Raw genomic sequence first — 22,644 nt, 5'->3', positions numbered from 1 at the left:
GCTTAATCCCTCACTTTTTTGTCTAGATGATCTAATAATATGCTTGCTGCTGTATCTACTTTTGTAAAATCCATAACTTCAACTAACTGACCCTTAGGACTTATTAGATAAAAAGCTGAATTATGTTGGAAGTTTCCATAATCATCTGGTATCACGATCACACCGAGTGTTTCTAGAAGGTTAGTTAATTCCTCGCTATCATTCACCCTAGCCATTCGCCAAGTTTCTCCGTCACTATCAAAATAAGTTCTGTACTTAGCTAATACTTCTGGGTTATCTCTTAATGGGTCAAAGCTAATACTTAAAAAAACAAGATCATTTTCAAAGTAATGGCTTGGTATTTGCTTATAAACATCGCGCATATTTAACTCTAGTTGCGGACATACCGTGCCGCAGTTCGTGTACATAAACGTAATAAACACATATTTGTCTTTTGCTAGCTCATCAAATGAATAAGTCCTCGCATGACTATCTTTAAGTGTTACATTTGGTAAAGTAGGTTTCTCTTGTTGTAAATCATACATCCTAGCAGACTCTGCCGTGTAGGCTCTAAATCCATCCGTACTGATATAAAAGAGTCCTATCCCGAAAATAATAACTAGCAAGATCGCGAGTTTCGTATTATCTTTTTTGTTCATGGTGGACACTTCCTTTATAAATATAGGGGAGAAGAGGGAAGTCCCTCTACCTCTATATCCATTTATCTACCAAGTTCTAATTGGCGGTGATCCCGGTGGTGCATTTAAGATCATATCAACAATCGGAACTACGTAGGCCATTGCTACAACTGCAAGTAATAGGACAATCCATAAACCCCATCGTTCTGTCCAAAGCGGTACAGGGGCAGCATTGTCTTCTGGTTCAGCTACAGGAAATTCTGTTTCACCTTTTGGTGCGAAGAACATCATGTTAAATACGGCATAAACTTGAATCAATACACCAACTAGAAGAATAGTTGCCCCGATTCCAAAGATAAGCTCATAAGATATCCAACTTGCAGCTACTTCGTGACCACCATAAGATGTGTCAGAAGTTCTTCTTGGATCTCCAAACAATCCGGCAATATGCATGGAACCAGCCATAATGGTCATCCCAACTGTCCAAACGATCGTTTGAATCACACCGATTTTGTTCATCTTCGGTGTTAACTGGCGTTTAGATAGGTAAGGAATTAACCAATAACAAATACCGAAGAATGTAAGAACAACTGACATACCAACTGTGACGTGGAAGTGTCCTACGACCCACATGGTATTGTGTACTACTTGGTTTAATTGGTTACTCGTGTTGACAATACCACCAGCGCCACCAGGAATAAATGAAATCATAGCGATCATCGGAGCTAAGAATCGAACATCTCCCCACGGTAGTTTTTTCAACCAACCAAGTAAACCTTTACCACCTAGCTTTCTACCTGTACGTTCAAACACGAAGAACATCGCAAATGCTGTCATTAATGATGGTACAGCAATAGATAAACTCATAAACACGTGCAAGAATTTAATGGATGTTGAGATTGCTGGATCGATAATTTGGTGGTGAAAACCACCCGGAATATTTAACACCACGATTAGAATAACAACAAGCCTGATTAACTTTTCATTGAAGTGTCTACCACCAATAATCTTAGGTACAATTACATACCAAGCGGAGGTAGCAACAAGATACCAAATGTTAACAAGTGTATGACCAAACCACCAAAATAGCGTTCTGGCAACCATAACATTGGTTGTTTCAACTAGCCCCATTGACCATGGAATTAGTGTTAAAACTTCAATTGTTACACCGATACTTGCAAAAAACCATAGTACGAACACACCCATAGCGAAGTAAGCTAATAGTGGAGTTACTTGACCTCGATGGTTCTTTCTCCAGTGACGATAGTTAATAAATACACCAAAGCAACATGCCCAAATACCAACTACCACAAATACTAATCCAACGTAAAACAGGGGATGAGCAGCTAGTGGGGGGTAAAATGTATATAATACCGATGCTTCATTTAAAATGATCATAACGGTAACCAAAGCAACACCAAAGACCATTAAACCAAAGCCGATCCAAGCCAATTTACGCACTTTTGGAAGTAACCCACCAAAAGAATGTGATAGATTTGCAAATTGATAACCAATCGTAAAAGTAGCGGTAAAAACAACTAATAATAATAGACCATGTGCAGTTAATACTTGATAATAATTAAGCCATGATGGCAATTGGATTAGATCTGCACGTTCCAATCCTTGAAGTAGTCCTAAGATTCCTCCAAGAAGTAATGAGACAAAAGCAACTGTAAAATACGAAAGTGCTACTTTTGCATCCTCTGTATTTACACCTAATAGCTTTTTAGGATTTTGACGTTTTGTTTCCTTTAACGTTTGTTCCATTTTCAATTCCCCTCCTTTACTTCACCGTAATTGTGGTACTCATGGCTTGGTGACCAATCCCACAATACTCATTACATACCACTAAAAATTCTCCTGGTTCAGAGAAGGTATGTGATATCTTCTGGATATGACCGGGCATAACCATTGCATTTATGTTTGTCCCAGGAACTTGAAATCCATGGGTTACATCCTTAGAGGTCATGATGAAATGTACTTTTGCACCAACAGGAACTTCTAAATTACCAGGGTTAAAAGCAAAGGATTCTAAAGTCATAACAACTTCATATTCGTTACTCCCAATCTGTTTTACTCCGGGTTCACTAAAGCGTTCATGTTGATCTACTTTTTGTGGATCAAGCGTTTCTTTATGACTTGGAGGACCCATACTTAAAGCAAAAGTTTGATAACCAATAATGATCATAAAAATTACTAATATACCGATACTGACTGTAAGCCAAAGCTCTTCTAGTCGTTGCATGTTTTATCCCTCCTTAAACTCTCTCCATGTATAACCAAAAAACAGCGGCCCACATGACAACTATAACTGCGGCTACCATACCTACTGAGAATAAAGTGCCTGATAAAGATGCTTCATTATCCGTATCTTTGTTGAGTTGCTCTTCTTTATTAATTTTCACCCACATATCCTCCTCACATAGATTGCTTACTTATATGGTAATAAAATTTCTAAAGTAGGATAGTGAACTAAATCACTTGATAGATGTGATATTAAACACGTCTGGTGAAGAAGGAGTGACTTATATAGGGAGTTTTGATCAGGAGCTTATAAATAAATATGTGGATACTTAAAATGACGGTGTCTTCTAAAGTGAGATGTGATTACTTTGATATAAGAACCTCTTTTGTGCGCTTACATACAATCGATCCTATTAGAGGTTTTAAATTTGTGATATTACGCTAGAAAGTATATTTAAAAAAAGATTAGTAGAAAAGGGGGGATGAAGTTTAGGTATTGCAACTCTTTACGATTAAGCCTATGTACGAAGGAAGATGAAAGACATCCTCACTTCAAATTGCTATCTGTTTAATTGGTTTCACGAGGTGATCATCTAAAATCATTACTTTAGATGCATGTGCGTGGTGTTCATGATAGCTATTTAACAATTCTTCATAAAATGATTTAATTAATCGAACGGTTTGAATATTCTCATTGGAAAAGATACCCGAACGATTGATTAGGATATTTTCATACTTTTTTACGAGTCGTTTTACCCTTTTTATAACTTTATGCGCTTGTCTTAATTTATACATCTCCTGAAGTTCGTTAAGCAAAAACACTAGATCTTGCTTCAATTGCTTTTGTAGCAATCTGTTTATATTTGAACGATTATTTAACTCTTTTTCGAATACAAATTGGTTAAGCATGATTAAATCAGATTTGAGTGGTTGATTTGAGAAACATAGGTAGATGCGTAATGTGTTGAATGCATCATACATCGGGTTGTGTTGAGAACCGATAAAATGTAAATCATACAAATCTAGTGCATTTTGAACAGACATGTTATCTTTTGAAACTCGCTTAGATAAAATAGCTTGGAAATCGACATATCTTTTTTCAATTTTATCAATCGTATTATTAGAGATATTGTTTAACTTCGCATCAAATTTAAGTCTAGTTAAGTCACTTTTAGACCAAGAAAAAAATCTCGCTTTTTTCACTCCACCAACCCAAGAAAGAAAATCAGCAAATACATGATCAAACCGTTCTGCATGTAGCAAGTCCGAATCTTCAATTCCAGTTAACTTCTTACAGAATTTTGTTAAAGGATTTAATGAACTAGGTTGGATAAATCGGTCAAAATACGTTACCTTCTCAGTTTCTATATTATATTTAACTGCACCTAAACGAATTGCTTCCATCTCTTCGTAAGGCATTCCTCGATTAGAACAAAGCATTTCAAAATCAAAGAAAATAAAATGTTTCATTTCAGCCATGCCTGAGAACCTCCTCTCCAATACATAAGTATAAGGAAATTACCAGCAAGAAAGAAGGTGTAATTATTTCCAACTATTATCCTGCTAATCTATTAGCTTATGTAGGAGCTAATAAATGCAATAAGTGGAATCGTGAGAAGAGATAGAATCGTTGAATAGATTGTTGTAACAACTGCAGTTTCTTCATCATTGGTGTATTTAGAAAAGAGAACGGTTGCTAACATGAATGTAGGCATTGCTGATAAGATAATGACGACATTCTTTATCAATCCATCAAGAGATAAAAAACCAACCAGTGTTATCGTAACGATCGGAATAATTAGTAGACGTAAACAAAGCGGCATCCATAATCCTTTATAAAGTTGAATCCCTCTTGCTTTAAACAATGGAGGAATTAACATCCCAATATATAGCATAGCAAGCGGCGCAGCAATTGCTGATAACATTTCTGTTAACTGTTTCAGGAAAATCGGGGGTGTAAACCCGGTACTTGCTGCAGTTAATCCAAAAGTAATAGCGATTAAGGGTGGATTAAGTAATGCTTTTAATTGTTTTAATTGAAATCGCCCTTCTGATTGTAAAAGGTACACAACCAGAGAAAATATAATGACATCTAATCCAGCATCAAAAATAGCAGCTAGAAACCCTCCGGTCGGTCCGAAAATCGTTGCACATAATGGAATACCAATAAAACCCGAATTCCCCATAGAAGCTAAAATAGCAAGCTTAGTTGAAAGTCTAGACTTAAATCGAAACAATCGAGCAAAAATGTAACCAAATATTAGGCCGATAAGATGATAAATAATAGAAATAAAAAAGATCGTGATGACATTCTCAAAAATAGCTTCTGTGATTTCTGTACTGAACACACCATTCAAAATGATTGAAGGAACAGCAAGGTTAATGATGATAAACATGAGACCTATTTTTAACTCATTTGTTATTGGTGTTCTCGTGGCTAGTAAAGAGCCGAAACCAATAATAATTGCCATCACAAAGATGGAAGTAACTACAACACCGATATCCATAGACTTTCCTTCCTTTACAAACTTTGTTTATATACACAGTACCTTCTATTCTAATATATCCCTATATTTATTTATATCATTTCGCTTATCGTCCTATATGCATAATCAATAATTATTCGATATTCGTTCATAATATCATCAAGACCAAATATTGGGGGATGAATATGACTGTATTTCGTTTCGGCTATGTAGCAATGAGCAAACATGTGAAGAATAGCTCACCATCACAGACGATGACTTACACGAATTTTGAACAACATAAAGATCGTGAAGCGGCAATAAGAAGGTTAGAAAAAATAGCAAACACCAACATTGAAAATTGCATCCGTTTATTAAAACATAATCAAGCGTTTGATATTTCATTATTTCGACTTAGTTCTAGGTTGATCCCGTTAGCAAATCATGAAGAATTAGCAGATTGGAATTACTTAAAGCATACGAAAGAATCATTAAGAGAGTTAGGGAATTATGCAAGGGACAAAAACATGAGAATTGGTTTTCATCCAGATCATTTTGTTGTGCTTAATTCACTTAAACAGGATATTGTAAAGAATTCTGTGCAAGTTTTGAAGTTACACTATGACCTTTTAAAAGCGATGGGGATCAACACCATGCATCGTTGTGTGTTGCACGTTGGTGGTAGCTATGGGAATAAAATGGAAGCCTTAGAAAGGTTTATTGATAATTGGGGAAGAATTTCGACGAGAATACAACAAACAATTATACTTGAGAATGATGATAAAACCTATAATGTTGAAGATGTCCTATACTTGTGTGAGAAATTATCTGTGCCACTCGTATTTGATCTTCATCATCACCTTGCCAACCACGAACAACCCGATTGGATGATTTATTGGGAGCGAATAATCGATACGTGGAAGAACTCTCCATTACCTGTAAAGGTTCATCTTTCAAGTCCTAAGAGTGATAAGGAATTCCGAAGTCACGCAGATTATGTAGATGGTGATTTTTTTATCGATTTTGCTAAAAAGGTAAATGGAAGTGTGCCGCAGGTTGATTGTATGATTGAGGCAAAGCAAAAAGATGAAGCATTATTTAAGTTAATTAGAGATTTGAAAGAAAGAAAAGAGGTAGAAATGGTAGATCAAAGTTCTATTCGATTATTGTAGAATTCACATCATGAATCAAAACGGTGGTATGTCAGCGATGGAATTGATAAAATATGCAATAGGTTACTATATAAAAGGGAGGATTCAAATATGAAAGAAGTAACACCGGAGCAAGTACTTGAATTATTAAATAACAAAACGAATGTAAATATAATTGATGTTAGAGAAGATGAAGAAGTTGCTACAGGCATGATCCCTGATGCTAAACATATTCCTCTAGGATTTGTTGAAGCGAGTATGGATGAGCTGGATAAAGAAAAAGATTATATTATCGTGTGTCGATCCGGGCGCAGAAGTGCAAATGCGTGTATGTTTTTAGAAAGCGAAGGGTTTAAGGTATCAAATATGGTTGGTGGTATGCTGGAATGGGAAGGACCAACGAAATAGTAGGAGGAACAAACTCATATGAAAGTAGTTAATAATATTACGGAATTAATCGGAGATACACCTCTTGTTAAATTAAATAGAATTGTACCTGAGGATGCAGCGGATATTTATGTAAAGCTAGAAATGTTTAATCCTTCTGGTAGTGTAAAAGATCGAGCAGCATTTAATATGATTAAAACAGCTGAGGATCAAGGTGTAATCAAACCTGGGGATACCATTATTGAACCTACTAGTGGTAACACGGGAATTGGATTAGCAATGACGGCTGCCGCAAAAGGATATAAAGCGATCTTGGTGATGCCTGATAACATGACGAAGGAACGAATTAATATCCTTAAGGCCTTTGGCGCTGAAGTGGAGCTAACGCCGAGTGATAAGAAAATGCCAGGTGCGATTGAGAGGGCAAAAGAGCTACATAAAGAAATTCCAAACAGTTTTATTCCGCAACAATTTGAAAACAGTGCTAACCCAGATGTTCATCGCTCCACTACGGCTTTAGAAATTTTAAAGCAAATGGATAACCAGTTAGATGGTTTTGTTGCAACTGCAGGTACTGGTGGAACAGTAACAGGCACTGGTGAAGCATTAAGAGAAAAGTTGCCAAACTTGCATATAGCTGTCGTAGAGCCTCAAGGATCACCAGTTCTTTCAGGTGGGAAACCAGGGAAGCACAAACTTGTCGGTACAAGTCCAGGTTTTATTCCACCGATTCTAAATACAAGTATTTATAATGAAATTATTCAAATTGGTGACGATGATGCGATTAATACTTTTAAAGATTTAGCATCCAAAGAGGGGATTTTTGTCGGACCATCAGCAGGTGCTGCAGTTTTTGCAGCGATTGAAGTGGCGAAGAAGTTAGGGAAAGGCAAAAGGGTAGTATGTATTGCTCCAGATACAGGGGAGCGTTATCTGAGTATGAATTTATTAAATGAATAATGCTAATTTAAAAGCTTGTTAGGTACTGTTTTGACCTGACAAGCTTTTCCTGTTTTTCCTGTCTTACATAGGTGACACTCAAAAATTAATCAAACGTTTGTTTAAAAAATAAAATGTATGTAGTAGCTAGCCTGTAGAACAGAGACTCTACAGACTAGCTATCGGTAACTCTATTTAAAATGGACCGGGGCCATAGCCAAACCCAGCACCAGGTCCAAATCCAGAACCAGGACCAAATCCGGCACCAGGACCAAATCCAGAACCAGGACCAAATCCGGTACCAGGACCATAACCATAGCCAGGGCCAAATCCAGGACCAGGACCATACCCGTAACCAGGACCATAGCCATAGCCAGGTCCGAATCCACCACCTGGGTAATTATCTACTAATTCTCCACCTAGATATCCAAGACCTAAACCTAGTAAACCTGCACCAAGTGGTCCAAAGCCGAACGGCTGTCTATAGTCATTTTGTGATAATGCGTAAGCTTGATGTTGTGTTTGATAAGGATTATTTTGATACATTCGCAAAGCTCTCCTTTCGTCTCCCCTTAAATTCTATTGGGTTATGCGTTAGTAGCATATGTAGACAAAGATATTATTGCTATGGACAGATACCTAATTTTGTTATATTCACCCTAAGAATCATTGGGAACATTTCTAGTTGAATTAGATAGGAAGTTCGGCTATTGTAAAGAATGAGGCGTAATAAAAGATGAGGAGCATATTTCATGATAAAAGTAAAAATGCTAGTTCAAACTACATATAATGGGCAAATACTAAGACAAGGAAAAGTTTATGAAGTAGCCAAAGATACAGCTGAGCGTTGGCATATCAGTAATATTGCTACGTTAATTGAAGAAGAGGAGTCAAAGTAGTACACAATCCAGTGTATGAATGATGATGTGGAGTAAATTACGAAAGTCCTTACTTGTCGTTTGCTTTTTAATTTATTTAACATTTTTATTGTATTTATTGTTTTTTTCACATTACCGTCAAGCAGTAAAAGGTAATGTAGGTTATAATATCATTCCATTTGAATCAATCTTAAGCTATCTTTCAAACTTTGATAAATTTAGTATCTACGTATTGACAGACAACTTCTTTGGGAATATTTTGGCATTTATTCCATTTGGATTTTTACTACCTACAATTTGGACAAAGGTAAGAGCATTCATAAAAATCTTAGCTTTATCCTGTTGTTGTTCTCTTTCGATCGAGTTGGCACAGTTTCTCTTCCAAGTGGGTGCATTTGATGTAGATGACATTATTTTAAACACAGTGGGTGGGGGAGTAGGATTTTCATTGTACTTACTAATTAAAAAAGGCTTTTGATTATTTTTCCATTGAAATGTATTGTGGAATCATGTAATATAGCAATACAAGCTGCGATGTACGTAATGATATAAGTTTTAACCTTTATGCTGTACAAGGGAGTTTTACATTGTAACTGAAATGTCATGCCTCCATTGTTGTGGAAGACAGGAAAGTTACTGCGAACACCCACTTTGAGGAGTGGTGGTTTAAAACTTTCTATCTGACGTTACGGCATTTGTGGCTTCTCTACTACATATGATCATCTAACCAGTTCCTACTGAAAAGAGGAACTGGTTTTTTAGTTATAAAGACAGAAACAAAAATAAGCACTGCTATAGAGTGCTTATCTTTGTGATTACATGATTTTATTGTCCTTGACCTAACGAATAGCCGAGTTCTCCATCAAACGTATAGAGATTTTCCGTTTTAATGAAGTCTAAGTTTGCGTCATGGATCCGATTTAATAGTCCAACTATATCTTTATTTTCGCCGTTTTTCTGAGTAAGTTGAAAACGACAACGCCAATGGTCAGTTGTAAACGTTTCAGGAAAACCTCCTGGATAAACCTTCACGCCACGATTTGTAATAACCTTTAAGCTGAATTCCGGTCCAGCCAGTTCTTCCAATTTCTCACCAATTTCATCTGGTGTATGTTCATTGTTAAATAAGAAGACATCAACACCGTCTAATGCTCGAACAACATCAGGTTTTGGACGATTTTTAACAGCAGGGTCTAATTTAGTGTTTTGTTCATTTGCGTTATCTGTTTGCTTGTATTCCACTGGCTGATAAGTTTCTGGTTTTTGTCCTAATCTTTCGATAACAGCCTCTGCAAACGCCATTGTTCCTACTGATTTTTCACCTTTGGAGATATCACCAGTAAAAACACGCTCTTCTAGAGTTTTTAACCAAGCATTGTGAATTTTTGTCGCGACTTCAGGTTGTCCAATATGCACGAGCATCATAATCGCACCATGTATGAGGCCTGAAGGGTTAGCAATGCCTTTTCCAGCAATGTCTGGTGCACTACCATGAATAGCTTCAAACATAGCCACATGATCTCCTATATTTGCTGAACCGGCTAGGCCAACGCTTCCGGTTATTTGTGCGGCAACATCGGATGCGATATCCCCGTATAAGTTTGGCATTACGATCACATCAAAGTCTTGAGGCGAGTCTGCAATTTTGGCCATACCAATGTCGATAATCCAGTGTTCCGTCTCAATCTCTGGATATTCTTTGGCAATCTCTTTAAAAACTTTATGGAAAAGACCATCAGTTAATTTCATAATGTTGTCTTTGGTAAAACAGGTCACTTTTTTTCGATTGTTCTTCCTTGCATATTCAAAGGCATAACGAACAATTTTTTCAGATCCAGGTCGGGTGATTAGTTTTAGACACTGTACAACCTCTGGTGTTTGTTGATGTTCTATGCCAGCATATAAATCCTCTTCATTTTCACGTATAATCACAAGATCCATATTTGGATGTTTTGTTTCAACAAATGGCGCATAGGATACATTAGGTCTTACGTTTGCATATAAACCTAACGTTTTTCTAATCGTTACATTTAAACTCTTATATCCTCCACCTTGAGGAGTTGTTATAGGTCCTTTGAAAAATACTTTTGTTTGTCTTAGAGATTCCCAAGCCTCATCAGGGATACCTGTCGAATTACCCGCTAAATATACTTTTTCTCCAATATCGATAAACTCCGGTTCAATCATTGCACCGGCATGTTCCATTATCTTTAAAGTTGCGTCCATGATTTCTGGACCAATTCCGTCTCCTCTAGCTATGGTAATGGCTCGTTTATTAGTCATAAGTATGCTTACCCTCCGTTGAAAAATAGAATTACTAATACATTCCCTTATCTATTTTGGGTTAATCTTGAATAATTATGAAAAAATGTTTAATAATCTCTGATGATATAGCCTTCATACACGGATTCAATATCGTGTTCACCATTATGATCCAGTGCTAGTTTTACAATTTTTGATAATACATTCTCTTCCATCATGGAATATATATGTAAATACCTTCTGTTGGTTGATTCTGTTTTTTCTACTTCTTCAAAGGAATCTAATTCGTAATATTCTATAGCTTTTCTAACTAATTCTCTAATACTATCTAGCTTATTATGATCAAAATCACTTATCTTCGTTATTTCTTTTGTAACAAAATCTTGAAAATTCATCCGAAAGCCAACCTCCTTACATTGCGTTTATGAGCATTGTGCTTTTTGTTATTTAGTATATATAAACCTGGAGCTGTATTCTGGAGTTTAAGTGGTATTTCTCCTTATTGTTTTGACCATAGATTTAATATTCCTATACAAAATTGATGCAGTTTCCGTAAAATACCTCTTTAAACCAACAAAGAATTGACTACCAAATTAGCATGCAATTTGATAGTCAAATTCATTTACATTTTTTATGTTTGCGATAGGTAACGGAACCCGTTAATATATCAAGCCTTTTTTCCATTCAGTTAGATATCTTTTGCTTTAAAAGAGTCCTAAACTTTTCTCGATCTTCTTCCGTTAACGCTTTTGGCCCTTTTGTTCTGAATCCGCCGCGCCTTGCTTTTGCATTGATGTGTCTCGTTTGTAGTAACGCATCGATATTACTTTGTGTGTAGGTAAATCCTTTATGATGGAGTACAATACACCCTTTCCCGAGTGCAAGGGAGGCTAGACCGTAATCTTGTGTGACGATTAGGTCATTTTTTTGAGCTAATGCCATGATCCGGTAGTCTGCTGCATCAGAGCCATGATCAACATAGATCGTTTCCACGCCTTCAGGATCATCTGCATTTGAAAAATGGGAAAAACTTTTAACGATCTTAACGGGGATACTTTTCTTTGTTGCTTCATCGATGATAATATCTTTAACTGGACATGCATCTGCATCTACGTAAATCTTCATAAAATATTCTCCTCGTATATTCAATTGAGAGTTGTTCGTTTATCTTGTCTACATTTTATCGTATCATTGATTAGGTTATAATAAAAATATAAGAAAAACTCAAAAAGGAAGAAGGCTTTAAATGAAATTACAATTAGGAACGATTCAAACATTAAAAGTAGCAAGAAAAATAGATACGGGTTACGTGTTATCGAATGGAGAGAAGGAAGTCCTTTTACATATAAGTGAAGCTAAAGAGGAATTAGAGGCAGAACAGGAAGTTGAAGTATTTCTGTATCAGGATAAAAAAGGACAAATTGTTGCAACGATGACGATTCCAACTGTTCGATTTGATGCATTTGATTGGGCAGAAGTCGTGGAGGTAGTAAGCGGATTAGGTGTGTTCGTCGATATAGGAATTAAAAAAGAGATACTTGTGTCCTCCGATGACTTACCATTACTTTCCTCTGTATGGCCTGAAGTTGGGGATGAGTTATATGTTGCTTTAGATAAAGATAAAGGTGATCGTTTAATTGCAAAACCTGTGAAAGAGGGCGACTTTGGTGACGATTGGGATCAAGCTCCAAAAACATTACTAAATGCGCCAATTAGTGGGCGCGTTTTTCGGACGAGTAAAGAAGGAGCAGTAATTATTACCGAAGAAGGTTATCGAGGCTTTATTCATCATACCGAGCGCAAACGTGACCTTCGTTTAGGTGAATGGGTAAAAGGAAGAGTTATTGAAGTGAAAGAGGATGGGACACTTAATGTATCGTTACGACCACTGAAACAAGTTGGAATGATTGATGATGCACAAATGATTATTGACTATTTAGAAGCAAAAGACGGAGTAATGGCTTTTACGGATAAAAGTGATCCCGAGGCTATAAAAAAAGAATTCCATATAAGTAAAGCTGCATTTAAGCGAGCTTTAGGTAAATTAATGAAAGAAAATAAAATAGAACAAAAAGACGGTAAAACATATCAAAAAAAATAAATATAAACACCTGTCGATGAGTTGTCAAGCTAAAATAGATAGCTATTGTACGTAAATTGTAGTATTATTTTGATAACTTATATATTTAGATAGTATTTATTTTAGAACTATCTTTTAAGACGGACAGGGGAAGTAAGATGCTTAATTTTTTAGAATGTCATCAAGAAGAAATGATGCAACTATTAGAAAGATTAGTAAATATTGATAGTGGAAGTTACGATAAACAAGGTGTAGACCAAATTGGGAATATATTAACGGAACTCTATTCGGCCTTAGAATTTAATGTAGAAGTTTCTCATCAAGAGGAGTTTGGGAATCATCTAGTCATCAAACACAAAGATGCAAGTGAACCCAAAATAATCATATTAGCACATATGGATACCGTTTTTCCAAAAGGAACTGTAGCGGAAAGGCCTTTCCGAATTCAAGGAGATCGGGCATACGGACCTGGAGTTATAGATATGAAGGCTAGTCTAGTAACCCTCCTGTATGCCATAAAAGCATTAAAGAATGCTCAACATCACGGTTATAGAAACGTTCAAATTGTGTTAAATACCGATGAAGAAATTGGTTCTATGACATCAAGACCAATCATTGAAAAAATGGCTGCCGGAAAAAAATATGCGCTCGTAATGGAACCTGCACGTAAAAACGGTGCACTTGTTTCGGCGCGAAGAGGAAAAGGTAATTATACGATTCATGTCCACGGTAAAGCTGCCCATTCCGGAATTGAACCTGAAAAGGGAAGAAGTGCTATTGAAGAATTGGCACATAAAGTGATTCAGTTACATGAACTTTCCGATCCAGAATTAGGAATAAATGTGAACGTTGGTATGATTGAAGGTGGCTCATCTGTAAATACGATTTCTGAGCATGCATCTGCCCAAATTGATATTCGAATATCTGAAATGGGTCAGGTAGAAACATTGGAAGAAAAACTAGAAGAGATTTGTTCATCGACCGATGTATTAGGCACAAGCGTTTCTTTAGAGGGAGAATTTAACCGCCCTCCTATGCAAAAAACAAAAAAGACCGAATTCTTGTTAAAAATCATAAAAGAGGCAGGAGCTTCGATTGGTGTGAAAATTAAAGATACGGCAACGGGTGGAGGATCTGATGCATCGTTTACAGCTGCTCTTGGGATCGCAACCATTGATGGGCTAGGTCCTGTTGGTGGCGATGCTCATAGTGAAAGCGAATACCTAGAGATCCAGTCATTCGTGCCAAGAACGTTGTTGTTAGCAACGATTATTGAGCGATTAACAGAAAAAACTGGTGTACAGCATGCCAATTAAATTTGGTAACGACATGTTGGAATAAAAACTTGCATAAATAGTCATCCTATTTCTAACAGTTCATTTTGTGACTTGAAAGGATGATAGGCATGGATCAAAACCTGGCATATTTACGTGAAGTATTGTCCAACTATACCGAAGAAAATGAGGCTATTAGCCATATTGTAGAACAATTAGTGCATTCAAATTATGCATCAGAAAAGGATTTCGTTGATGCATTAGAGCAAGAGGATGTAGAGATGCTTAGTCAATTATTAAATAAAGAAATGCACTATGCAAATGAGTCAGGCGATCATGAACGTGGATATCAACTTAATGAAATCTACGAGATTCTATACTAGTTCACTATTCAAAAAAGGAAATCCCTATCTTTTTCACAAGATAGGGATTTTGCGATTAGCTTACATGATATCTTTGCAGGAAATGTAGGGTATGCTCCAGCACTTGTTTTTCTTCAGCGTTTAATGGCACTAAAGGTAAGCGAACAGAGCCTACGTCTACCCCAGTAAGGTTAAGCGCTTCTTTAACAGCAGTAGGATTCGGAGCCATAAATAAGGCTTTTATTATTGGCAATAAATATTGGTGGATCGAAGCCGCTGTTTGAAAGTCTCCAGTTAGAAAGCGTTGAACCATATCCTTCATTTCATTTCCAATGATATGGGATGATACAGATACTATTCCAGTACCACCGATTGATAAAACTGGTAAAGTCAAGCTATCATCACCACTATATAAATAAAAATCATTTCCAGTCTCGCGAATAATGGCAGTCATAAAATCTAAATCGCCACTTGCTTCTTTGATAGATGTAATATTTTCGATGTGTGAAAGTTTAACAATCGTGTCCAAGGTCATACCAACAACACTTCGGCTTGGTATGTTGTATAACATTACTGGTAAAGTAGTAGCATTTGCAATTGCTTTAAAGTGCTGATACATACCTTCTTGAGATGGCTTGTTGTAGTAAGGAGTTACAAGCATTATCCCATCTACACCAATTGTTTCAGCTTGTTTTGTCAGTTCAATGGACTCTTTTGTATTATTAGATCCTGTCCCAGCGATAATGGGAACTCTTCCTTTGACTGTTTTAACAACGAATTTTAATAATGATAGTTTTTCTTCTTTCGATAGGGTAGGAGATTCACCAGTTGTCCCAGCTACCACTAATGCATCTGTACCATTCGTGATTAAATGATTAATAAGTCTTTCCGTTCTTCCGTAGTCAATATTTTCATTTTGGTCAAAAGGCGTCACCATAGCAGTTAATACACGACCAAAATTCATATTCATCACCTCTATTCATAGATTTCAACACAAATAACGACATACAAGATTCCAACAGTATGAATAGAGGGTATCTCATCACAACGAAGGTATAAAAAGCAAAAAAGCAACAACGAAGGGCTCGTTGTTGCATCACTAGTATTTCCATTATGATGCGTGAGATAGCCCTCCATATAGCGAATTAAAGTAAGCTATATGACAGCCCTGTATTTATTCAATACAGAACCAGTGTATGCAGGTGAATGAGTTCCTGCTCACTTCGGCAAATTCCCCTTTCAGTAGCAATCAACGGATCTCATTATCCTCCGACTACCTACTAATGGTCTTTGCACCTCTATCCTCACTTCAATCTTATTATTGAAGTAAAGCAAATTTAGTTGTTGCCTAAACTATAACAAACATTAGAGTGCCATGCAATGGAATCCGCAAAATTCCATAAAAAAATACGTAGAAAATCTTACAATTGCGTGAAACGCTTTTTTGTAAATCATATTTCTACGTAATAACTTTAAGAAATTCCCTTTAAAGGTGTTAATGGAGTTGTTGGGAAAGTTGGGCGGATCGTCGATAATAAATACTCATAAATCTTTTGTTCAATGATAATTCCTTGCTCACGTAAACCTTGATTTCCGAATAACACATTAAATTCTATAATGTAAGGTTTTCCGTTTGAGAAGATCACATCAAAACCAGCGTGATTAATATTTAAGGTTTTGGCAATATCTAAAATAAGATCAGTAATGTCTTCTGGAATAAAATCAAAACATAGACTCCCACCTTGTGCAACATTGTGAAGAAAAGACCCTTCATCTGCGATACGCCAATAAGCGGAAACGACTTCTTCCCCAACAATACAAACTCGCAAGTCTCTGTTGTCATTCGGTAAATATTCTTGTACATATAGTACATCTGTTTTGTTGCAATATTCCTGAAAGTCTTCTTCGCTTTCAATTAAATAGACACCTTTTCCCATTGAGTTTCTAGGTTCTTTTGTTACAAAAGGGAAAGGGAAGGTTTCTAGTATAGTTTTACGGTTGGATTCTGTGTTTGCTAGAATTTCTGTGTATGGAACATTTTCTGGACATACCGTCCATAACGCACGTGTCATCTCAATCTTACTATAGCCTAACTGAATCGATTCAATGCTCGGAAAAATTGGCTTTTTTAGGCCGTAAGCTAGAAAAGTAGTTTGCCAGTTTTCGGGGAAAAGAATAACATCGGCTTCCTTTAGCGCTGCTACTTCACGAAAACTATGTTCAGGCTTTATATATTTGATACCCGGAATACCTATGGTACGTAACGGATTAAAAGTTACAATTTTCAATGTGTTCGCCTCTTTACAAAAAATTGTCATATAAACTAGATAATTATATGTTTCCGTTAGACGTACGTCAATCTATTTTTAAACAATTTGATTACTTCCTTACCATCTTTTACAAGAAGCCTTATTTTCTAAGTCTGCAAACCGAAATAATCCACCATCATGTTTGTATAAAGTTGATTAATTTTTTCTTTATCAATTTTCTTTGGTAGTGGTGAATGTTCCTTTGCTTGTTCTAATTCAACAAACAATTTTTCGGTTAACAGAAACAATTCATCCCAACTCATCTCTTGGTTTCGGATCGAACGTAATAAGGCTTGATCTTTTTGACGATATACAGTTAGTTCAGCCGTTTTTAACACTTCGATCCCAGTTAGCAGTAATCTAACCAAATGCATGGCGTGTTTATATAATTTTTCTTCAGGCTTCTTCACTTGTTTTCTTTTCTGATAACTCTTTAATGTATTACCTAACTCTGAAATCATAGGGCTTAATTGCAATAAATCTATATTGTTAGCTCTTAGATTGCATAAAGCAATGTGTCTATGGTCATTTTCCACCCTTACCTCATTAATATTCATTTCAATTTGTTGCAAGTCGTATTTATCTTTACAGGCATCGATCATATTCGTAAGCTTTAATTGCAAATGGCTATTTTGTTCTTCTTCCGATAGTCCAAACAGACTGTTTTTGATTCTAACTAATTGATCTCTAGCATATCCCCCGAAAGTATAAAAGCATTGTTGGCTTAAAAAAATGTCTCGATTTTCTCGTATTTTCCTACCGAATGCTGTTTGTTCTACTATACAATTTTCGGGCACAAATAACGTCTCAAGCATGGTAGGATTTTGTACGCTTAAAAGAAACAAGGCCTTTTTCAAGGAGTGGTACTCTATATCCGGATTATGGAAGGTTTCTGTTTCCCATTCTTTACCTAATTGAAATTGATAAGCAATTGGTAAGATTACAAATGCTTTTTCATCGATGTCACTATGCTCGTTTGCTAAACCGTAAGCTGTTGATCCAGTTATTACCCGATATAACGTGTTTTCTTCTAGTATGGACAAAAAATCATTACGCATAAGGGTCTCCTCCAAAGCATTTTTAAGATCAATTTTGTTTTCATTTATACTATCATACACAAACCAATGCATGATAAAACACGAAATGGATCAAAATAAGCGATGTTACATACTTTTATACAACGGGGGATGTTAATGAGGATTGGAAGCCATGTCAGTATTAGAGAAGGATATCTTGGTGCAGCAAAACAAGCTAATCAATTACAAGCATCTGTTTATCAATATTTCCCTAAGAACCCCAGAAGCTTAGACGTGAAAACATGGAATAAAGATGATGCAGCATGCTGTAAGCGGTATTGTGTAGAGCATGACATGCAATCCGTTTCACATACACCATACCCTACTAACCTTACAGCTCCTGAGGATAAAAGGGAGAAAGTTATTCAATCACTGTTAAATGATTTAGAAATATCGGAAGCTTGTGGTTCCATTGGTGCAGTGGTTCATTTCGGTAAAGTAGTAGACAAAGATAATCCGATCGAGAGTTACCAACATATAATTAAAACCTTAAATCAGACATTAGATCAATGGGATGGATCGTGTAAAATCCTTCTTGAAAACAATGCGGGTGGAACGTTTGGCACAACGATTGAGGAATTAGTTCAAGTGAGAAAGTTATGTCATCAATCGGAACGAATCGGTTTTTGCTTAGATACATGCCATGCATTCGCAAGTGGTGTGTGGAATGGTGACAATTGGAAAGAAATTGAAAGGAATGATGTTGCACAAGATTTTTTTGATCATTTGGCTTGTGTCCATTTTAATAATTCTAAGTATCCACCTGGTCAAGGTAAGGATCGGCATGCAAACATACTAGAAACTGGACATATTACAAAAACGCAATGGGATGCTTTCATCCATAGTCCTTATTTAATAGATGTTCCATTTATATTAGAAACACCAGATGAAAACCTTTCCCATGAAGAGGAAATAGAAAGAATCAAATTGGAGTGGGGGATTTTCACTTAAATTTTATTTTTGGGATTTGATAAAGAAGCCCACAAGGAAAGTGGCTTCTTTATCTTTTATTTAACTCCGCTTGTTTTATAAATCTTTTTTCATCTTCAATAAGTCCACAGGCACCACATTGCACTTTGTGGGACGGTCCATTATAAGCAGCGTGAAATGGATCTAAGTTCCCATCGGTATATTCATTTACAACATCACCAGTCTGTGGATCCAACTTTACAGAAGTAACTACTTGTTCGATCATATTGAATCTAGAGCGATTTGTTTTACAATTAGGACATACATATGGTGTTCCCATCCTATCACCTCCATTTCATATGTTTTCCTACAGGGTTATAAATTATGTAAATTGCGTTAACAACACTCGAAAATTGTCGTGGTTTGTTGAAAAAGATTGCTGATTAAGGTATTATTACTAGGAATTACTAATAGAGACAAATAATTCAAAACACAACTATATTACAGACTTAGTAGAAAAAGAGGGTAATGATGCGTTTAGTAAAGATTAGTGAATACAATCATCACACAATGGTACTAGCAAAACCTATTTATGACTCAAAAAGAAGAATTCTATTAGCGGCTGGTAGAACCATTATCCCTAAAATAAAGATTAGATTACAACAAATGGGTATTCGATTTCTTTTTATAGAAGATGAGGTCTCAAAAGGAATACATATAGATGATCTAATTGATATGCCAACTTGGACAGAATCGATTGGTGTAGTTGCCACTTTTCACAATCGAGTAAATAGTGGATTGACTCCTGATCTTCAAGAGCTTCAGCAGGTAGTAAAGAAATTAATTGACGAAGTAAAGTCACGGCCTATTTTGATCTTGATTCCTGCCAGTACAATGCCAAAAGAACTGCAATTTTATGCACATACAGTAAATGTAGCAATCTTATCACTCATCACTGCAAAGAAAATGAACTATATAGAACGTAAATTACATGACTTGGCTTTAGGCTGTCTGTTGCATGACATTGGAAAAATGATAACTGATCAATATGAAAAACACCCTGAAATTGGGTTTAACTATTTACGAAATCTTAGTCAATTTAGTGTTGTTTCTGCCCATATTGCCTATCAACATCATGAAACGATGGATGGAAAAGGATTTCCTCGTGGATTAGAAGGAGACGATTTTCTGGAGATGGCACAAATTTGTGGTGTAGCAAATTATTATGACAACTTGATTGCACAGGACCAGTTACCTCCACACGATGCGATGGAGGCTATTATGGCTAGTGCAGATCAATTGTACAAGCACAGTATAATTAATGCTTTTCGTCAGTCCGTTCCAACATATCCACCAGGTACAAAAGTCATGGTGAACGGCGAAGAAGCAATCGTAACACAGATTAATAAACACTTGCAAAGACCAATTGTAAAAGTGTTGTCAAATAATAAAGAGTTAGACTTAGCAGAATTACCAACTATGATGATCTATCCCAATTAATTGGAGGAAGATGACGATATGGAACCTAAACAAATTGTTATGCACATTACGGATATGATGGAAAAAGATCATGCAATTACGATGAATGACAATAATAAAAATGAAATTATTATGTTACTAAAACAATTGTATGGCAATGCATACAAGTCCGGAATGGAAGAGGGAATCAGTGTCGCTAACCAAGTTCGTAGTTTAAAAGAAAGATAGAACAAGTTGAACTAAATAGAAGAAGAGTGTATAGACCAAATCGAATGTATTGTGATTTGGTCTATTGTTTTATCATTGGATCATTAGTTTAATAAGAAATCATAAATATATACAATAATGATTCACGGATTAATTGTAAATTTATGTTAAAATGGGGTAAATATTTAAATTGTGAGGCTTAAATTATGAAGTTGTATGGAGATTTCACAAAAGAAGACTGGCTAAAAGCCTTAGACTTGGATCAAGGTAAAATCCCTCGTTCCTTTGTCATTCATGGTGAGTGGGAGCATAACGACAATCTCCAGAGTTGGAAGCGAATATTGAAGGATGACAAATGGATTCCTAAATGGAACACGGTAGTCGGAAACTATAAGGGTGCAAGGATTGGTTTCGCAAATGTTTATGGTGGTCCGATGGCAAGTACAATCGTACATCAATTTGGTGCTATTGGAACAGAAGTATTTATTCAAACAGGCTATTTTGGAGGATTATCTCTTGATGTTGCATATGGTGATATTTTTATCGTGACAGAAGCTGTCATGCAAGATGGTGTTTCCCATTTGTATTTGCCTAATCAAACTGTCGTTAAGGCGGATGAAAGGTTAGTGAATGAAGCAGTAGAATATTGCGAAAGGAGAGGGTATCGCTATTCGACAGGACGTATTATTTCTACAAGTGCCATTTTTTTAGAAACAGAACAAATGATTCGTGATTGGTCTTTGGATGGTCATCTAGGCGTGGATATGGAGACGGCAACTACACTTGCTATTGCAAAGAAGTTTAACAGAAGGGCAATCGGATTGTTAAATTTATCTGATCATTTATGTAAAGGAGATACTTTGTACGATTGTACGATAGATAGAGAATCTATAGAAATGGAAACGGATGAAAAGATAAGAGATCTTGCTCTTTATCTTTCTATAAATCTAGGAAAATAAGGAAGTATAAATATATAATGCGAACAATTATTTTAAGATAGGGTGCTGTTGATTCAATGTTGTATTTTCATCTACCAACTGCATGTGATTTTGCAAATTTTGGGTATTAAAAGTTTTAATTATAAGACCGGTTAAGATTATGCTTACAGACAATAAGGCATTAGTAAAAATGTATGAACAAGAAAGAAGGAATTTTATTTGGATATATTAATATTAGTTTTGATTTTCATGGGTATCTTTGCTTTATATGACGCCATAAGAAAAGTGAACAACAACATTACAGAACAGACGGAAGAGTTAAAAAAGTTGCGTGAAGATTTAAGGAAGAACTTAGGAAGATAGAGTTTAGTGAATCTACCATTACATTTAGCGTGATATGCATGATGAACTTTTGGGAGGGGTGGTAATGCAAGATCATTTTCCTGAAAAAGTCCATATTATAGGGTCTGTTGGAAGTGGTAAAACAACGTTGGCAAAGAAGCTATCTTCTAGGTTTCAAATTCCGTTTTATGAGTTAGATAATGTAGTTTGGATTAGGAAAGAATCAGGTGACTTAAAAAGAACAGAAGAGCAGAGAATGCAGTATTTAAATACTATTATTGGAATGGATTGTTGGATCATTGAAGGTGTGCACAATGAAGATTGGGTTGCGGAAAGTTTTAAACAGGCTGATCTAATTATTTTTTTAGATACGAAGTATACAATAAGAACCTATCGCATAGTCAGAAGATTTTTGCTCCAGAAAATCGGATTAGAAAAGTCCAATTACAAACCAACACTAACAATATTTAAAAAAATGTTCAAATGGAATAAGATATTTGAGGAAGTAGGAAAACCTAATTTCTTTCAAAAATATAATGTGTACCAGGAGAAGCTACTAATTGTGAACAAAGATCATCAACTTAGGAACTATTTTAACAAAATTGCCCAATAAGTTGGAAAAAGCTAACCAAATATAAACATACGAAGGACTTCTATTAATTGGAAGTCTTTTTTTAATGCTTACAGACTACAAATATTGTTTCCTTCTAGCATTTCGGATAAAC

General features: G+C 35.9%; 28 protein-coding genes, 1 other RNA gene and 1 riboswitch. Of the genes, 15 read left to right on the top strand and 14 right to left on the bottom strand.

Features of this window, described 5'->3' with window-relative positions:
• Window positions 1-2: 2 nt before the first annotated feature.
• From NYQ66_RS11280 to NYQ66_RS11255, 6 genes are all read right to left on the bottom strand, one after another.
• Window positions 3-638, bottom strand: coding sequence for an SCO family protein (locus NYQ66_RS11280; RefSeq protein WP_259869504.1), 636 nt, complete (start codon window positions 636-638; stop codon window positions 3-5).
• Between the two features lie 66 nt (window positions 639-704).
• Entirely contained in the window at window positions 705-2,384 is a 1,680-nt protein-coding gene (locus tag NYQ66_RS11275; protein ID WP_259869503.1) for a cbb3-type cytochrome c oxidase subunit I, read from the bottom strand.
• Between the two features lie 16 nt (window positions 2,385-2,400).
• Window positions 2,401-2,862: a cytochrome c oxidase subunit II gene (locus NYQ66_RS11270; RefSeq protein WP_259869502.1), complete on the bottom strand. Its 462-nt coding sequence runs from the start codon at window positions 2,860-2,862 to the stop codon at window positions 2,401-2,403.
• A gap of 13 nt (window positions 2,863-2,875) precedes the next feature.
• Window positions 2,876-3,022: a cytochrome c oxidase subunit 2A gene (locus tag NYQ66_RS11265; protein ID WP_259869501.1), complete on the bottom strand. Its 147-nt coding sequence runs from the start codon at window positions 3,020-3,022 to the stop codon at window positions 2,876-2,878.
• Window positions 3,023-3,413: 391 nt separating this feature from the next.
• Window positions 3,414-4,340 (bottom strand): 3'-5' exonuclease, encoded by a 927-nt coding sequence (locus NYQ66_RS11260; protein WP_259869500.1) that lies wholly within the window; start codon window positions 4,338-4,340, stop codon window positions 3,414-3,416.
• Window positions 4,341-4,432: 92 nt separating this feature from the next.
• On the bottom strand, window positions 4,433-5,368 hold the full coding sequence (locus NYQ66_RS11255; protein WP_259869498.1) for an AEC family transporter: 936 nt from the start codon (window positions 5,366-5,368) through the stop codon (window positions 4,433-4,435).
• Window positions 5,369-5,532: 164 nt separating this feature from the next.
• Here NYQ66_RS11255 and uvsE point away from each other — a divergent pair, with 164 nt between their 5' ends.
• The 3 genes from uvsE (at window position 5,533) to cysK (ending at window position 7,824) form a co-directional block, all read left to right on the top strand.
• Window positions 5,533-6,498, top strand: a complete 966-nt coding sequence (uvsE, locus tag NYQ66_RS11250) for a UV DNA damage repair endonuclease UvsE (RefSeq protein WP_259869497.1) — start codon at window positions 5,533-5,535, stop codon at window positions 6,496-6,498.
• Between the two features lie 90 nt (window positions 6,499-6,588).
• The gene (locus NYQ66_RS11245; RefSeq protein WP_259869495.1) at window positions 6,589-6,885 is read left to right on the top strand and encodes a rhodanese-like domain-containing protein; all 297 of its coding nucleotides are present in this window, start codon (window positions 6,589-6,591) and stop codon (window positions 6,883-6,885) included.
• Window positions 6,886-6,903: 18 nt separating this feature from the next.
• Window positions 6,904-7,824 (top strand): cysteine synthase A, encoded by a 921-nt coding sequence (gene cysK, locus NYQ66_RS11240; RefSeq protein WP_259869493.1) that lies wholly within the window; start codon window positions 6,904-6,906, stop codon window positions 7,822-7,824.
• Between the two features lie 174 nt (window positions 7,825-7,998).
• Here cysK and NYQ66_RS11235 read toward each other — a convergent pair whose 3' ends face one another.
• The gene (locus tag NYQ66_RS11235) at window positions 7,999-8,349 is read right to left on the bottom strand and encodes a hypothetical protein (protein ID WP_259869491.1); all 351 of its coding nucleotides are present in this window, start codon (window positions 8,347-8,349) and stop codon (window positions 7,999-8,001) included.
• A gap of 206 nt (window positions 8,350-8,555) precedes the next feature.
• Here NYQ66_RS11235 and NYQ66_RS11230 point away from each other — a divergent pair, with 206 nt between their 5' ends.
• From NYQ66_RS11230 to ssrS, 3 genes are all read left to right on the top strand, one after another.
• A complete protein-coding gene (locus tag NYQ66_RS11230) occupies window positions 8,556-8,702 on the top strand; it encodes a hypothetical protein (protein WP_259869490.1) in 147 nt (48 codons plus the stop codon).
• Between the two features lie 25 nt (window positions 8,703-8,727).
• Window positions 8,728-9,159: a VanZ family protein gene (locus NYQ66_RS11225; RefSeq protein WP_259869489.1), complete on the top strand. Its 432-nt coding sequence runs from the start codon at window positions 8,728-8,730 to the stop codon at window positions 9,157-9,159.
• 45 nt (window positions 9,160-9,204) lie between these two features.
• A non-coding RNA gene (gene ssrS, locus NYQ66_RS11220) (6S RNA) lies at window positions 9,205-9,389 on the top strand.
• Between the two features lie 117 nt (window positions 9,390-9,506).
• On the opposite strand, the gene NYQ66_RS11215 is transcribed toward ssrS, so the two are convergent.
• From NYQ66_RS11215 to NYQ66_RS11205, 3 genes are all read right to left on the bottom strand, one after another.
• Complete coding sequence (locus NYQ66_RS11215; protein ID WP_259869488.1) at window positions 9,507-10,964, bottom strand: NADP-dependent isocitrate dehydrogenase; 1,458 nt, start codon at window positions 10,962-10,964, stop codon at window positions 9,507-9,509.
• Window positions 10,965-11,053: 89 nt separating this feature from the next.
• Window positions 11,054-11,338, bottom strand: coding sequence for a DUF6407 family protein (locus NYQ66_RS11210; protein ID WP_259869487.1), 285 nt, complete (start codon window positions 11,336-11,338; stop codon window positions 11,054-11,056).
• A 289-nt stretch (window positions 11,339-11,627) separates the two neighbouring features.
• Window positions 11,628-12,068: a YaiI/YqxD family protein gene (locus tag NYQ66_RS11205; RefSeq protein WP_259869486.1), complete on the bottom strand. Its 441-nt coding sequence runs from the start codon at window positions 12,066-12,068 to the stop codon at window positions 11,628-11,630.
• Window positions 12,069-12,189: 121 nt separating this feature from the next.
• On the opposite strand from NYQ66_RS11205, the gene NYQ66_RS11200 reads away from it, so the two are divergent.
• From NYQ66_RS11200 to NYQ66_RS11190, 3 genes are all read left to right on the top strand, one after another.
• Window positions 12,190-13,044: a CvfB family protein gene (locus NYQ66_RS11200; protein ID WP_259869484.1), complete on the top strand. Its 855-nt coding sequence runs from the start codon at window positions 12,190-12,192 to the stop codon at window positions 13,042-13,044.
• A 137-nt stretch (window positions 13,045-13,181) separates the two neighbouring features.
• A complete protein-coding gene (locus NYQ66_RS11195; RefSeq protein ID WP_259869482.1) occupies window positions 13,182-14,339 on the top strand; it encodes a M20 family metallopeptidase in 1,158 nt (385 codons plus the stop codon).
• 89 nt (window positions 14,340-14,428) lie between these two features.
• Window positions 14,429-14,680 carry a sigma-G-dependent sporulation-specific acid-soluble spore protein CsgA gene (locus NYQ66_RS11190; RefSeq protein WP_259869481.1) on the top strand — a complete coding sequence of 84 codons (252 nt, stop codon included), beginning with the start codon at window positions 14,429-14,431 and terminating at the stop codon, window positions 14,678-14,680.
• 55 nt (window positions 14,681-14,735) lie between these two features.
• Here NYQ66_RS11190 and dapA read toward each other — a convergent pair whose 3' ends face one another.
• The 3 genes from dapA to NYQ66_RS11175 all read right to left on the bottom strand — a co-directional run bounded on the left by dapA (window position 14,736) and on the right by NYQ66_RS11175 (window position 18,026).
• The gene (gene dapA / locus NYQ66_RS11185) at window positions 14,736-15,623 is read right to left on the bottom strand and encodes a 4-hydroxy-tetrahydrodipicolinate synthase (RefSeq protein WP_259869480.1); all 888 of its coding nucleotides are present in this window, start codon (window positions 15,621-15,623) and stop codon (window positions 14,736-14,738) included.
• A 154-nt stretch (window positions 15,624-15,777) separates the two neighbouring features.
• Window positions 15,778-15,968, bottom strand: a riboswitch (Lysine riboswitch).
• Between the two features lie 163 nt (window positions 15,969-16,131).
• A complete protein-coding gene (locus NYQ66_RS11180; RefSeq protein ID WP_259869479.1) occupies window positions 16,132-16,947 on the bottom strand; it encodes an ATP-grasp domain-containing protein in 816 nt (271 codons plus the stop codon).
• Window positions 16,948-17,075: 128 nt separating this feature from the next.
• Window positions 17,076-18,026, bottom strand: a complete 951-nt coding sequence (locus NYQ66_RS11175; RefSeq protein WP_259869478.1) for a nucleotidyltransferase domain-containing protein — start codon at window positions 18,024-18,026, stop codon at window positions 17,076-17,078.
• Between the two features lie 135 nt (window positions 18,027-18,161).
• On the opposite strand from NYQ66_RS11175, the gene NYQ66_RS11170 reads away from it, so the two are divergent.
• Window positions 18,162-18,995 carry a deoxyribonuclease IV gene (locus tag NYQ66_RS11170; protein ID WP_259869477.1) on the top strand — a complete coding sequence of 278 codons (834 nt, stop codon included), beginning with the start codon at window positions 18,162-18,164 and terminating at the stop codon, window positions 18,993-18,995.
• Between the two features lie 49 nt (window positions 18,996-19,044).
• Here the strand turns inward: NYQ66_RS11170 and NYQ66_RS11165 are convergent, their stop codons facing one another.
• Entirely contained in the window at window positions 19,045-19,293 is a 249-nt protein-coding gene (locus NYQ66_RS11165; RefSeq protein ID WP_259869475.1) for a DNA alkylation repair protein, read from the bottom strand.
• A gap of 191 nt (window positions 19,294-19,484) precedes the next feature.
• Here NYQ66_RS11165 and NYQ66_RS11160 point away from each other — a divergent pair, with 191 nt between their 5' ends.
• The 5 genes from NYQ66_RS11160 (at window position 19,485) to NYQ66_RS11140 (ending at window position 22,532) form a co-directional block, all read left to right on the top strand.
• On the top strand, window positions 19,485-20,453 hold the full coding sequence (locus NYQ66_RS11160) for an HD-GYP domain-containing protein (protein WP_259869473.1): 969 nt from the start codon (window positions 19,485-19,487) through the stop codon (window positions 20,451-20,453).
• 18 nt (window positions 20,454-20,471) lie between these two features.
• Entirely contained in the window at window positions 20,472-20,660 is a 189-nt protein-coding gene (locus NYQ66_RS11155; protein WP_259869472.1) for a hypothetical protein, read from the top strand.
• A gap of 185 nt (window positions 20,661-20,845) precedes the next feature.
• Complete coding sequence (locus NYQ66_RS11150) at window positions 20,846-21,598, top strand: nucleoside phosphorylase (RefSeq protein WP_259869471.1); 753 nt, start codon at window positions 20,846-20,848, stop codon at window positions 21,596-21,598.
• Window positions 21,599-21,796: 198 nt separating this feature from the next.
• A complete protein-coding gene (locus tag NYQ66_RS11145) occupies window positions 21,797-21,940 on the top strand; it encodes a hypothetical protein (protein ID WP_259869470.1) in 144 nt (47 codons plus the stop codon).
• A 64-nt stretch (window positions 21,941-22,004) separates the two neighbouring features.
• Window positions 22,005-22,532, top strand: a complete 528-nt coding sequence (locus tag NYQ66_RS11140; RefSeq protein ID WP_259869469.1) for a P-loop NTPase family protein — start codon at window positions 22,005-22,007, stop codon at window positions 22,530-22,532.
• The last annotated feature ends 112 nt before the right edge of the window (window positions 22,533-22,644 follow it).

This window comes from Aquibacillus koreensis, assembly GCF_025154055.1.
In the GTDB taxonomy this organism is placed as follows: domain Bacteria; phylum Bacillota; class Bacilli; order Bacillales; family Amphibacillaceae; genus Aquibacillus_C; species Aquibacillus_C koreensis.
The sequence above is the reverse complement of the archived record's forward strand: the minus strand, read 5'-3'. Positions and strand labels throughout refer to the sequence as shown.